At 72.7% G+C, this 12,833-nt stretch carries 11 protein-coding genes; 5 read left to right on the top strand and 6 right to left on the bottom strand.

Annotated elements, in window-relative coordinates; genetic code table 11:
- The first annotated feature begins 54 nt into the window (after window positions 1-54).
- Both BJZ21_RS00240 and BJZ21_RS00235 read left to right on the top strand, forming a co-directional pair.
- Window positions 55-897 (top strand): patatin-like phospholipase family protein, encoded by an 843-nt coding sequence (locus BJZ21_RS00240; protein ID WP_179661918.1) that lies wholly within the window; start codon window positions 55-57, stop codon window positions 895-897.
- A complete protein-coding gene (locus BJZ21_RS00235) occupies window positions 894-1,943 on the top strand; it encodes a 1-acyl-sn-glycerol-3-phosphate acyltransferase (RefSeq protein ID WP_179661917.1) in 1,050 nt (349 codons plus the stop codon). The genes BJZ21_RS00240 and BJZ21_RS00235 overlap by 4 nt, the downstream gene beginning before the upstream one ends.
- A 32-nt stretch (window positions 1,944-1,975) precedes the next feature.
- On the opposite strand, the gene BJZ21_RS00230 is transcribed toward BJZ21_RS00235, so the two are convergent.
- Window positions 1,976-2,866, bottom strand: coding sequence for an apolipoprotein A1/A4/E family protein (locus BJZ21_RS00230; protein WP_179661916.1), 891 nt, complete (start codon window positions 2,864-2,866; stop codon window positions 1,976-1,978).
- A gap of 189 nt (window positions 2,867-3,055) precedes the next feature.
- On the opposite strand from BJZ21_RS00230, the gene BJZ21_RS00225 reads away from it, so the two are divergent.
- Window positions 3,056-3,568 carry a peptidylprolyl isomerase gene (locus BJZ21_RS00225; RefSeq protein WP_179661915.1) on the top strand — a complete coding sequence of 171 codons (513 nt, stop codon included), beginning with the start codon at window positions 3,056-3,058 and terminating at the stop codon, window positions 3,566-3,568.
- Window positions 3,569-3,591: 23 nt separating this feature from the next.
- Window positions 3,592-4,509 (top strand): rhomboid family intramembrane serine protease, encoded by a 918-nt coding sequence (locus BJZ21_RS00220; RefSeq protein ID WP_343051874.1) that lies wholly within the window; start codon window positions 3,592-3,594, stop codon window positions 4,507-4,509.
- A 552-nt stretch (window positions 4,510-5,061) separates the two neighbouring features.
- Here the strand turns inward: BJZ21_RS00220 and BJZ21_RS21615 are convergent.
- A complete protein-coding gene (locus BJZ21_RS21615; protein ID WP_179661914.1) occupies window positions 5,062-5,529 on the bottom strand; it encodes a cell division protein CrgA in 468 nt (155 codons plus the stop codon).
- Window positions 5,530-5,622: 93 nt separating this feature from the next.
- Here BJZ21_RS21615 and BJZ21_RS00210 point away from each other — a divergent pair, with 93 nt between their 5' ends.
- Entirely contained in the window at window positions 5,623-6,411 is a 789-nt protein-coding gene (locus BJZ21_RS00210; RefSeq protein ID WP_179661913.1) for a DUF881 domain-containing protein, read from the top strand.
- A gap of 21 nt (window positions 6,412-6,432) precedes the next feature.
- Here the strand turns inward: BJZ21_RS00210 and pknB are convergent, their stop codons facing one another.
- Genes pknB through BJZ21_RS00190 form a run of 4 tightly spaced genes read right to left on the bottom strand, consistent with a single transcriptional unit; the run spans window position 6,433 to window position 12,735 of the window.
- Window positions 6,433-8,256: a Stk1 family PASTA domain-containing Ser/Thr kinase gene (pknB, locus tag BJZ21_RS00205; protein ID WP_179661912.1), complete on the bottom strand. Its 1,824-nt coding sequence runs from the start codon at window positions 8,254-8,256 to the stop codon at window positions 6,433-6,435.
- Complete coding sequence (locus BJZ21_RS21285) at window positions 8,256-9,848, bottom strand: protein kinase domain-containing protein (protein ID WP_179661911.1); 1,593 nt, start codon at window positions 9,846-9,848, stop codon at window positions 8,256-8,258. Before BJZ21_RS21285 ends, pknB begins: the two co-directional genes overlap by 1 nt.
- A complete protein-coding gene (locus tag BJZ21_RS00195) occupies window positions 9,845-11,305 on the bottom strand; it encodes a peptidoglycan D,D-transpeptidase FtsI family protein (RefSeq protein WP_179661910.1) in 1,461 nt (486 codons plus the stop codon). The genes BJZ21_RS21285 and BJZ21_RS00195 overlap by 4 nt, the downstream gene beginning before the upstream one ends.
- Window positions 11,302-12,735, bottom strand: a complete 1,434-nt coding sequence (locus tag BJZ21_RS00190; protein ID WP_179665413.1) for an FtsW/RodA/SpoVE family cell cycle protein — start codon at window positions 12,733-12,735, stop codon at window positions 11,302-11,304. The genes BJZ21_RS00195 and BJZ21_RS00190 overlap by 4 nt, the downstream gene beginning before the upstream one ends.
- Between the last annotated feature and the right edge of the window lie 98 nt (window positions 12,736-12,833).

Raw genomic sequence — 12,833 nt, 5'->3', positions numbered from 1 at the left:
CCCTCCCGAGCCCCGGACGGGGCCATTTCGTCACGGACTACCCGAGGTGACCGCGTGACGACCGCGTTCGTGCTCGGCGGCGGCGGGGTCCTGGGCGCGGTCGAGGTCGGCATGCTGCGGGCGCTCTTCGACCACGGCATCCGCCCGGAGCTGGTGCTCGGCACCAGCGTCGGCGCGCTCAACGGCGCCATGGTGGCCCGGGACCCGTCGCCGGCGGTGATCGGGCGGCTCACCGACCTGTGGCGCGGCGCCAGCGAGGCCCGGCAGGAGGTGTACGGCGACCGCCCGTTCCGGACCGTGCGCCGGGCGGTGTCCACCGGCACCCACATCTACTCCGCGAAGCCGCTGAAGAAGCGGCTGCGCGAGGAGTTCGGCGACACCCGGATCGAGGACCTCCCGGTCCGGTTCCAGGTGTGCGCGGCCAGCATCGAGCGGGCCTGCGAGCACTGGTTCGACTCCGGTCCGGTGGTGGACGCGGTCGTCGCCAGCGCCGCCGTACCCGGGCTGCTGCCGCCGGCCAAGGTCGGCGACGAGCACTTCCTCGACGGCGGCATCGTCAACTCGATCCCGGTCGCCCGGGCGGTGCGGCTGGGGGCGACGCGCATCTTCGTGCTGCAGGTCGGTCGGGTGGACCGGCCGCTGCAGGTGCCGCGCCGGCCCTGGGAGGTGGCCCGGGTCTCCTTCGAGATCGCCCGCCGGCACCGGTTCGTCCGGGAGATGTCCGAGCTGCCCGACGACGTGGAGGCCCACGTGCTGCCGGCGCGCGGCACCTCCACCCGCGACGACAGCCTGCTGGGCAGCCGGGACTTCGCCGGCGTGCAGCGGCGCATCGACGAGACCTACGAGGCCTCCGGCGCCTACCTCCGCGAGCACCTGGCCGGGCCGGGCGCCCGGTGAGCGGCCCGGGGACCTGGCTGCTGCGCCGTCTCGTCCTCGCCCCGGCCGTGGTGGCGCTGACCGGCCTGGTGTGGGTGACCCTGCCGCTGTGGCTGATCGCGGCCGCGGCCCTCTCCCCGCTCCTCCCCGGCCGGCTGCGCGCCGGGCGGTTGCTGTGGGTGGCGATCCTCTACCTGACCTGCGAGTCGCTGCTGCTCGTGGTGATGCTCGGGCTGTGGCTCGCGTCGGGCTTCGGCCGGCGGATCCGGACGCCGTACTTCGAGGGCATCCACTACGACCTCGTCCAGGGCGTGACGTGGGTGTTCTTCCGGGAGGCGCGGCGGGTGCTGGGCCTGCGGATCGTCACCGACGGGCCCTCGCCGGACGCCCACCCGGGCGTCCCGCTGGTGGTCTGCTGCCGGCACGCCGGGCCCGGGGACTCCTTCACGCTGATCTACGCGCTGATGCACTGGTACTCCCGCGAGCCGCGCGTCGTGCTCAAGGACACCCTGGCCTGGGACCCGGCGATCGACGTGCTGCTGAACCGGATCCCGGCGCGGTTCATCACCCCCCACCCCGGCGACGGCGAGGACCTCGAGAGCCAGGTGGCCAGCCTCGCGCAGGGGCTCGACGACAACGACGCGTTCGTGATCTTCCCCGAGGGCGGCAACTTCACCCCCGAGCGGCGTCAGCGCGCCATCGACCGGCTGCGCCGGCTGGGCATGGAGCGGATGGCCCGGCGGGCCGAGCAGATGACCCACGTGCTGGCCCCCAAGCCGGGCGGCTTCCTGGCCGCGCTCGACGCCGCACCCGACGCCGACGTGGTGATGGTGGCCCACACCGGCCTGGACCACCTGCGCACCGTGGCGGACGTGTGGCGGGAGCTGCCGATGGACAAGGTGCTGATCATGCGCTGGTGGCAGGTCCCCCGCGCCGAGATCCCCGAGGGCCGCGAGGCCCGCATCGACTGGCTCTACCGATGGTGGGAGCAGATCGACGCCTGGGTGGAGCAGAACCGGCCGGAGGATCTCTCCTCCGGCCGGTCCAGGCGGCCTACGCCGAGCTGAGGCCCGGCCGCGGGTGGCTCAGGCCCCGTCGCTCAGGCCTTGTCGTCGCGGGCGGCGTCGAGGTCCACGACCTCGGCCGGGTCGTCCGGCGTGGTCACCGGGTGCGGCGCGTCGACCTGGTCGGCGACGGCCTCGTCGGGGGAGGCCCCGCCGGTGTCGTCGTCGGTGTCACCGGAGGCGCCCGACATGGGGGCGGCCGGCGACGCCGGGGCCGGGCTCGGCGCCGGGGTGGGCGCCGGGGCCGGGGTGTAGGCCGACTGCCAGTTGTCGCCGCCGCCACCCTTCAGCTTGCGGGCCAGCAGGCCCAGCGCGGCCGCGAGTGCGCCGATCAGGACGACCTTCTTCAGCTTGCCGCCCTTCTTCTGCTGGTGAGCGGCGTTGACCTCGGCCGCCCTGGCCGCAGCCTCGTCGGCCTTCGCCGCGGCGTAGCCGGCCCCCTTGGCGAGCTTCTCGGTCGCGACCGCGGCGCCGGCGGCGAGCACCGGCGCAGCCTTGGCGCGGGCGTCGGCGATCGCCGGGCCGGCCTTCTCCCGCGCGTCGGCGAGCGCCGGGCCGGCCTTCTCCCGCGCCTGGGCGACGTAGGGGGCGGCCTTCTCCCGGGCGTCGGCGAGGTAGGGACCGGCCTTGTCGCGGGCGTCGGCGAGGTAGGGACCGGCCTTCTCCCGGGCGTCGGCGACGTACGGCGCGGCCTTGTCCCGGGCGTCGGCGAGGTAGGGAGCGGCCTTCACCCGCGCGTCGGCCAGCGCGGGGCCGGCCTTCTCACGAGCCTCCGCGATCAGCGGCACGGCACGCTCACGGGCCTCCTTGGCGGCCGCCTTGGCGGTCACAGCGGCGGTCTGGGCGGCCGACTCCACGTGTGGGCGCACGGTCTCGACGTACTCAGAGGCTTGGTCGATGAGCGACTTCTTCTTGCGCAGGCCCATGGGCGTGACACTTCCTTATCGTCGGTGGCTTCCATTCGATCATGTCTCGCCCGACCCAACCAGCCTCGACCGGTACGGCTCGGGGAGCACCTCGTGGCACCGGTGTTGGCGTGCGTGCGAGGATCGGGGTCGCACGACATCGATGCGGATCGACCTCCACGTCGTACCCACTTCACGCGAGAGGCAGTCATGGCTGACCTGCAGGCCATCTTGAAGACCAACAAGGGCGACATCACGCTCAACCTGTTCCCCGACCACGCGCCGGAGACCGTGGCCAACTTCACCGGCCTGGCGGAGGGCACCAAGTCCTACGACGCCGGCAACGGGAGGAGCGGCCCGTTCTACGACGGCCTGGGCTTCCACCGGGTGATCGAGGGCTTCATGATCCAGGGCGGTTGCCCGCTGGGCACCGGCACCGGCGGCCCGGGCTACACCTTCAAGGACGAGCCGCACCCCGAGCTGACCTTCGACAAGCCCTACCTGCTCGCGATGGCGAACGCCGGTCCGGGCACCAACGGCTCGCAGTTCTTCATCACCCTGGGCGCCACCACCTGGCTGAACTTCAAGCACACGATCTTCGGTGAGGTGGCCGACCAGGCCTCCCGCGACGTCGTCGACGCGATCGGCACCGCGCCGACCGGCCCGGGCGACCGTCCCACCGAGGCTGTGGTCATCGAGCACGTCGAGGTCGTGCGCTCCTGAACAGCAGCCCGACCCCGACCGGGGTGCCCACCTGCTACCGGCACCCCGGTCGCGAGACCTACGTCACCTGCCAGCGCTGCGGCCGGCCGATCTGCCCGGACTGCATGCGCGACGCCGCGGTGGGCTTCCAGTGCCCGCAGTGCATCGACGAGGGCGCCCGGACCACGCGCAGCGGGCGCACGGCGTACGGCGGGCTCCGGCCGGGCAACCCCGGCCTGACCTCGATGGTGCTGATCGCGATCAACGCCGCGGTGTGGCTGCTGGTGCTGGCGACCGGGGGTGCGGCCAGCACCCTGCTCAACCGGCTGATGCTGCTGCCGACCGGCGTGTGCGGCTCGAACGCCTACCCCAGCCGCGCCTACCCGCTCTTCTCCCAGCAGGCGTGTGCGCTGGGGACCAACCCGCCGGGGGACGGCCACTGGTACCCGGGCGTCAGCGACGGCGCCTGGTGGCAGCTGCTCACCAGTGCGTTCACGCACGTCGAGATCTGGCACATCGGCTTCAACATGCTGGCCCTGTGGTTCCTCGGCCCCCAGCTCGAGATGGCCATCGGGCGCGCGCGGTTCCTCGCGCTCTACCTGCTCTCCGCGCTGGCCGGCTCCACCATGGCCTACTGGTTCTCACCCCCGCACGGCGCCACGCTCGGCGCCTCGGGGGCCATCTTCGGCCTGATGGGCGCCCTGCTGGTGCTCGCGATCAAGGTGCGCGCGAATCCTCAGCAGATCCTCCTGTGGATCGGCATCAACTTCGTCATCACCGTCACCTCGCCCAACATCTCCTGGCAGGGGCATCTCGGCGGCTTCCTCGGCGGCGCCCTGATCGCCGCGATCCTGGCCTGGTCCCCGCGCCCGCGCCGGGTGCTGTGGCAGACCGCCGGACTCGGTGCGGTCGGCGTGGGGCTGGTCGTCGCGGTCCTCGCCCGGACCGCGGTCCTGGGCTGAGCCGGCTCCGGCGGCGACTCGGGGGCCGAGGCTGCGCAGGGGGTGCCTCCGCGGTTTGAACAAATGTATGTTCAAACCGCGGAGGCACCCTCCGCTCGCGCCCACCCACGCGCGCCCCGGGCCCACGGCCAGCCGCCGCCCCCGCCAGCCGCCGTCCCGCCAGCCGGCCGCCGTCCCCCGGAGGACCGGACCGGACCAGACCAGACGGTCACCTGCCGTTTCCGCATACCCGATCTGGGGGAAGCGTCCTTCTCATGGCGTCGGTGCTCCGCCATCCTCGGGAGGGTTGATGCACAACTGTGGAGACGTCTGTGGAGAATCACATCGATGTAGTTCTCCACAGGAGTTATCCACAATGTGCAAAACCGCCGGACCATTCTGACGAACGGTCCGGCGGTTCCAGGTGGCAGCCTGTGGACAAGGTCGGGCCCCGGCCGCCGCCGCTGTGGATGAGGCCCGCGGTCGTCCACATGTCGTGGACAAACCTGTGAGGTGGCCTACACGGCGCTGGGCGGGTGTCGACAACAGCGGGTCAGCGCCCGGACCGGCGGGTCACTCCCACCGGGTGGCGTAGACGAAGCCGACGGCCATGAAGCCGATGCCGACCAGCAGGTTCCGCTGGCCCAGGTCGTCGAAGACCGGCAGCGCGCTGATGTCGTTGCTGATCACGTAGAACGTGCAGATCCACAGCAGCCCGAGCACGAAGCAGCCGAGCATGCCCACCACGACCCCGCTGCCCCGGCCCAGCGGCGTGCTCGGGTGCGCGGCGAGCACCAGGCCGAGGAAGAGCAGCCCGAAGCCGATCAGGTAGTTCCAGTCACCCAGGTCGGCCATCCAGGAGGGGCTGCCCGGCTTCGGCGCGGGGACCGCGGTGGGGTCGACCCGCACCGCGGCGTAGTAGTAGGCCATCCACGCGATGCCGAGGACCACCAGGACCAGGACGGCCACGAAGCGTGCGGACACCACGGGTCCGCGGGTCGAGTTGAGGTAGTCCGGCTGCTTGGCCTTCGGCTTGGACACGAGATCGCTCCTCGGTGACGGCCCCCGGCGGGGCCGGGATATCGGCTAGCACCAGTGGCGCAGCGCCACGGGTTTCGGGCTACCTTAGTCCGCGTGACACCCGGTTCCCACGCGCGGCCCGCCGACGACGAGGCCCCAGCCCCCCGCCGTCCGCGACGGGGCTGGCGAGCGTGGCGGATCGGCACCCCGCTGGTCCTGCTGCTGTGCGGGGGCCTGTTCGTGGTGAGCGCCGCGAACAGCGAGGGCACCGACCTGCGTCCGGGGCGTTACACCAACCTCTCCTCGCTGGTCAGCGGGGAGGCCCGGGACTACCAGCACCTCGAGCAGCGCGTGAAGGACCTCAACTCCGAGGTCGTCTCGCTGACCGACGCGGTCAACGACCGCGACGTCCAGCGCTCCCAGCGGCGCATCGAGAAGCTCAAGGACCCCGCCGGGCTGGTCCCGCGCTCCGGCCCCGGGGTCACGGTCACGCTGTCCGACGCCCCCGAGGACGTCATCAACTCCACCACCCGCGACCTGAAGTACCTCGTCGTGCACCAGCAGGACATCCAGGCCGTCGTCAACGCGATGTGGACGGCCGGGGCCACCGCGGTCACCGTCCAGGGCCAGCGGATCGTCAGCACCACCGGCATCAAGTGCGAGGGGAACGCCGTCCAGCTGCAGGGCGTGCCCTACTCCCAGCCCTACGTGATCTCCGCGGTCGGCGACCAGGCCGCGTTGCTCGGCGCCATCGACGGCAACCCCTACCTGCAGCTCTACCGCGCGCAGGCCGCCGACCCCACGATCTCGGTCGGCTGGGACCTGCAGCTGGAATCCGACATCACGGCCCCGGCGTACGACGGGCTCCTCGACCTCAACTACGCCAAGCCGCTCGACAACTGACCCGCCCGGCCGCGGCCGGCGTCAGTGCGCCCGACCCGGCGCCGACCGCCGGCCGGTGGGGCTCGGCGGCCCGGTCGGCAGCGGCGGGGACGTGGTCGGCGGACCGGACGGGGGCCCGGTGGGCGACGCGGACGGCGAGCCGGTCGGCGACGGCGACTCGCTGGGCTGCTGGAAGCTGGAGACCACCAGCGTCACCGTCGAGCCCTGGCTGGCCTTCTCCCCGCGCTTCGGGCTCTGCCGGATGACCGTGCCCTCGGGCTTGGTGGTGTCGGAGGTCTTGACGACGTCGGGGGTGAAGCCGGCGTCCCGGATCGCCTGCTCGGCGGCCTTGCGGTCCATGCCGACCACGGCCGGCACCGTCTCGGGGCCGTCGGACCAGTAGACGGTCACCTTGGTGCCCTCGGGCACGCTCTGGCCCGGGGCCGGGTCGGTGGAGAGCGCCTGGCCGCGGGGATCGTCGGAGTCCCTCATCGAGAACGTGACCCGGAGGTTGTCGCCCCGGAGCGTGGAGGCGGCTGCGGCGCGGTCGAGCCCGACGACCGACGGCACGCTGATCAGCGGCTTGCCGGTGGACACCACCAGGTCCACGTCGGAGCCCGGGGCCACGTAGGCGTCCTTGGTGGGGTCGGGGTCCTGGCTGATGACCTGGTTCTTCTTCACGCTGTCGTCGGACTGGTAGTCGACGTTGCCGATGCCCAGGCCCGCGTCGCCGATCTCGGCGCGCGCCTTCTTCTCGCTCAACCCGGTCACCGACGGCACCCGGACCTGGTCCGGCGGGCTGTTGAACAGCTTCGGCACCAGGAACACCGCCGCGGCGATGAGCACCAGGAGCAGCAGCCCGAGCCCGACCAGCAGGCCGGTGCGCGGGCCGCGGCCCGCCGGCTCCTCGGGGGGTACGGCGGCCCGCACCGCGGTCGCGTCGGCCGCGGCCTCCACCGGCGCGATGACCGAGGTCGGCGGCGCCGGCGGCACCACCGCGTGCACCGGCCGGCCGGCCAGGTAGCGCTCGATGTCGCTGCGCATCGCCGCCGCGGACTGGTAGCGGTCCTCGAGGCGCTTGGCGAGCGCCTTCATCACGATCGCGTCGATCTCGGGGGGCAGGTCGGTGTCGTGGTCCGACGGCGGCGCCGCGGGCTCGCGGACGTGCTGGTAGGCGACGGCCACGGGACTGTCGCCCACGAACGGCGGCCGCCCGGTCAGCAGCTCGTAGAGCAGGCAGCCCGCGGAGTAGACGTCGGAGCGCGAGTCGACCGTCTCGCCCCGGGCCTGCTCGGGGGAGAGGTACTGCGCGGTGCCGACCACCGCCGCGGTCTGGGTCATCGTCGAGGAGGCGTCGCTGATCGCCCGGGCGATGCCGAAGTCCATCACCTTGACGTCGCCACTGGGCGTGAGCATCACGTTGCCGGGCTTGATGTCGCGGTGGATGATGCCCGCGCGGTGGCTGTAGTCCAGCGCCGAGAGCACGCCGCTGGTGATCTCCAACGCCCGTTCGGGGAGGATCTTGCGGCCCTCGCGCAGGATGTCGCGCAGCGTGCGGCCGGCGACGAACTCCATCACGATGTAGGGCTGGGCGACCCCGTGACCGTCCTCCTCGGCGTACTCCTCACCCGTGTCGTAGACCGCGACGATCGCGGGGTGGTTCAGCGAGGCCGAGGACTGGGCCTCGCGGCGGAACCGGGCCTGGAAGGTGGCGTCGCTGGCGAGATCGGTGCGCAGCCGCTTGACCGCCACCACGCGCCCGAGCCGGGTGTCGATGCCCTTGCGGACCTCGGCCATCCCGCCGCGGCCGAGCAGCTCGCCGAGCTCGTAGCGTCCGCCGACCAGGGTCGGCTGCGGGTTGCTCATCAGCGGGTGACCTTTCCGTCGTCGGCCGGCACCGACCGACGGCTGCTGGTGCTGCCGGCGGTGCTCGGGGAGGAGGTGGCGGGAGCTGGGGACTGGCCGGAGGCCGCGGTGGACCCCCGGCTGGCGGGGGCGCTGGCGGTGGGGGTGGCGCTGGCGGAGGGGCTGGCCGGGGTCGTCGGGCTCGTGGTCGGGGAGCTGCTCGTCGAAGCGCTCGGGGAGGTCGAGGGCGACGAGGGCGCCGAGGTGCTCGGCGAGCCGGTGGGTGACGTCGGTGCCGTCGAGCTCGGCGAGGCGCTCGGGGACTCGGTCGGGGAGCTGCTCGAGGACTCGGTGGGCGACGGTGCGGTCGTGCTCGCGGAGCGGGTCGGCTGGGGGGAGGGGGTGTGGCGGTGGTGCTTCCCGGTCGGCGTGGGGTTCGGTGTCGGGGTGGTGTCGTCGCCGGTCCGGGCGAGGACCACGAAGCCGATCACGATCACGAGCAGCACCGCCAGCGCGGCCAGCAGCAGCCACAGGACGGCGCGCCGGCGGCCGCCGCCCGGGGTGCCTGCGCCCCCCGCAGCCCCCTCGGTCGGGCCCGCGGCCGGTCCCGCGCTGGTCGGGGGCGCCTCCTCCGCAGCGGCCGCGCCGGCGAGCCCCGCCGCACCCAGCCCGGCCGCACCGGCGGCGCCGGCGAGCACCTGGGTGTGGTCGCCGTCGGTCGGCGGCGGGACGATCGCGGTGGCCGCCGTGGCCGGGTCGCGCAGCGCGGTGGCGAACGCGGCGCCATCGGCGAAGCGGTCGTGCGGCTCCTTCGACAACGCCTTGCGTACGACGGCCGCGAGGTCGGCGGGCACCTCGGGCGGCAGCGCCGGAACGGGCTCGCGCAGGTGGGCCAGGGCCGTGGCGACCGGGCTGTCGGCGACGAACGGCCGCCGGCCGGCCAGGCACTCGAAGGCGACGACACCGAGCGCGTAGACGTCGGAGGCCGGCGTGGCCGCGTTGCCGCGGGCCTGTTCGGGCGAGAGGTACTGCGGGGTGCCCATCACCTGGCCGGTCTGGGTGATCGCCATCGCGTCGGCGGCCCGGGCGATGCCGAAGTCGGTGATCTTGACCCGGCGATCCGGGGTGACCAGCAGGTTGGCGGGCTTGATGTCGCGGTGGACGATGCCGGCGGCGTGGGCGGCGCCGACCGCCGCCGCGGCCTGGCCGAGCAGGTCGCGCGCGGCGTCGGGGTCCATCGGCTCCCCGGGGCGCAGCAGCGCCGAGAGCGGCTGGCCGTCGACGAGCTCCATCACGAGGAACGGTCGGGCGCCGGAGCCGCCGATGCCCGAGCCCTCCCCGAAGTCGAAGACCGCCGCGATCCCCGGGTGGTGCAGCGAGCCGGCGTGCCGCGCCTCGGTCTCGAACCGGGACCGGAACGAGGCGTCGTCGGCGTACTCGTGCTTGAGCAGCTTGATCGCGACCTCGCGGCCCAGCACCGTGTCGGTGCCGCGCCAGACCTCGCCCATCCCGCCGGTGGCGATCCGGGAGTCGAGCCGGTAGCGCCCGCCTTCGTCGGCGAAGCCGTGGTCGGGCCCGTCCGGGGGGCCACCGCTCGTGGGGTCGGGGCTCACTGGAGCACCGCCTGCATGACGGCCTTGGCGATCGGCGCGCACAGCGCGCTGCCGGCGATCTCGCTGCGCGCGGTGTCGCTGGACTGCACCAGCACCGCCACCGCCACCTTGGCGTCGTTGGCCGGGGCGAAGGAGACGAACCAGGCGTACGGCGGCCGCGAGGGCGTCGACTGGGCGGTGCCGGTCTTGCCGGCCACGGAGATCCCGGGGATCTGGGCGGGGGTGCCGGTGCCCTGGTCGACGACCGAGACCATCATCTGGGTCAGCTCGGCGGCCGTCTGCGGCGAGACCGCCTTGGACAGCTCCGAGGGCTGGGTCTTGTCGAGGACGTCGTAGTCGGAGGACTGGACCTCGTCGACGAGGTAGGGCTTCATCACCGTGCCCCGGTTGGCGATGCCGGCGCCGACCATCGCCATCTGCAGCGGGGTGGCGGCCACCTCGTACTGGCCGATCGCGGAGTACGCCTCGAACGGCGGCGCCAGGTCGCCGGAGGGGAAGCGACTGATGGCCTGCTGCGGGAGGTCGTCGAAGTAGTGCTGGCCGAAGCCGTACTTCTGGGCCTGCTGGCGCAGGGCGTCGCCGCCGATCTGCAGGCCGAGCCACCCGAACGAGACGTTGCAGGACACGTCGAGCGCCCGGGTCAGCGTGATCTGGCTGCCGCCGCAGCTGACGCCGTTCTCGTTGTGCAGGTCCTTGCTGGTCTGCGGCAGGTCCAGGGAGGTCCCGCCGGGCACCCGCGACTGCGGGTCGAAGTTCCCGCTCTCCAGCGCGGCCGAGGCGGTGACGAGCTTGAACGTCGAGCCGGGCGGCAGCACGGTCTGGATCGCCCGGTTGATCATCGGCTGGGCGGGGTCCTTCTGGAGTCGGGAGTAGGTCTGCAGGACCGAGGACAGGTCGTGGGAGGCCAGCTTGTTGGGGTCGTAGGTCGGCGTCGACGTCATCGCGAGGATCTTGCCGGTGTTCGGCTCGATGGCCACCACCGCGCCCTGGACGTTCGGGCCGAGCGCCTTCAGGCCGTTCCACGCGGCGTCCTGGGCGGCCGGGTCGATGGTCAGCTCCACGTTGCCGCCCTTGGCGGAGTCGTTGCTGAGCAGGCCCACGAGGTTGTTGACGAACAGCTTGGAGTCGTCACCGGAGAGCACGTCGTTCTCGGTCTGCTCCACGCCGGTCTGGCTGTAGAAGGAGAAGAACCCGGTCAGCGGGGCGTACTCGAACGGCTTGGGGTACTTGCGCTGGTACTTGTAGCGGTCGCCGGACTTCACGCTCTGCGCCACCGGGTCGCGGCCGACGAGGATCGCCCCGCGCTCGCGGGAGAACGCCGCCGTGATCACCCGCCGGTTGCGCGGGTCGTCGTTCAGGGCGCCGGCCTTCCAGTACTGCAGGTAGGTCGCGTTGATCATCAGCGCCAGGAACAGCAGCAGGCAGAACAGCGAGATCGTGCGGATCGGCTTGTTCATCGCGGAAGCTTCACCACCTGGGTCGCCTCGGAGTCGGCTTCCTCGTCCGTGACGGAGAGGTCCGGCACGGGTCGACGGGCCTGGTCGGAGATGCGCAGCAGCAACGCGATGATCACCCAGTTCGCGACGAGCGAGGACCCGCCGTAGGAGAGGAACGGTGTGGTGAGGCCGGTGAGCGGGATCAGCCCGGTGACGCCGCCGACGACGACGAAGACCTGCAGCGCGAAGATCGCCGCCAGACCGGAGGCCAGCAGCTTGCCGAACCCGTCGCGGCACACGAGCGCGGCGCGCAGCGCGCGCTCGACGATCAGCCCGTAGAGCAGGATCACCGCGATCACCGCGGTCAGCCCGAGCTCCTCGCCGATGGAGCTGACGATGAAGTCGGAGTTGGCGTAGGGCACCCGCTCGGGGCTGCCGTTGCCGAAGCCCCGGCCGATCAGGCCGCCCCAGCCCATCCCGAACATCGCCTCGACGGGCTGGAAGCTCTTCGCCCCGTGCAGGTCGCTGTAGTAGTACATCGGGTGCAGCCAGACGTCGACCCGCTCGGTGACGTGACTGATCAGCTTGTACGCCGCGAACGCGCCGACCAGGAACAGCCCGCCGCCCACGACCAGCCAGCCGGGCCGCTCGGTCGCGACGTAGAGCGTGATCAGGAACAGGCCGAAGAACAGCAGGCTGGAGCCGAGGTCGTGCTGGAAGACCAGGATGCCCAGGCTGATCAGCCACATCGCGAGGATCGGCCCGAGGTCGCGGCCGCGGGGCAGGTCGATGAACAGGAACCGCCGGCCCGCCAGCGCCAGCGCGTCGCGGTGCAGCACCAGGTAGCCGGAGAACGCGATCACCAGCAGCACCTTGGCGACCTCGCCCGGCTGGAAGCTGAACGGGCCCAGGTGGATCCAGATCCGCGCGCCGTTGATGCTGGCGCCGATGATCGGCAGCATCGGCAGCAGCAGCAGCACGATCGCGGCGAGCCCGCTGGTGTAGGTGAACCGCTGCAGCACCCGGTGGTCGCGCAGCAGCAGCAGCGTCGCGATGAACAGCAGCACGCCCAGCGTCATCCAGATCAGCTGCTGGCGGGCGAACCCCGAGGGGGTCGCGTCGCTGCCGTCGGTCGCGTAGGCGAGGTCGAGGCGGTGGATCACCGCCAGGCCCAGGCCGTTGAGGGCCGCCACGACGGGCAGCAGCACCGGATCGGCGTACGGCGCGACGAGGCGCACGACCACGTGGCAGCCGATCACCAGCAGCGCCAGCCAGCCGCCGTACCCGACGATGTCGGCCGGCACCTCGCCCTGGACGCCGAGCCCGACCGCGGCGTAGGCGCCGATGCCGACCGCGAGCGCGAGCACGAGCAGGAACAGCTCCGCGCCCCGGCGCCGCCGGTGCACGAAGCCCAGGAGCGCGCCGCCGTTCTGAGCGGTCCGGTGGCCCATCCCGGGCATCGACCGCTGGCCCGACTTCTGGCCCGACTTCTGGCCCGACTTCTGGGCCGACCTCTGGGCCGACCTCTGGCCCGTCTTCGACGTCTTCA

The organism is Nocardioides panaciterrulae, from assembly GCF_013409645.1.
Classification (GTDB): domain Bacteria; phylum Actinomycetota; class Actinomycetes; order Propionibacteriales; family Nocardioidaceae; genus Nocardioides; species Nocardioides panaciterrulae.
Note: the sequence above shows the minus strand (reverse complement) of the source record. Positions and strands in the feature narration are given on the sequence as shown.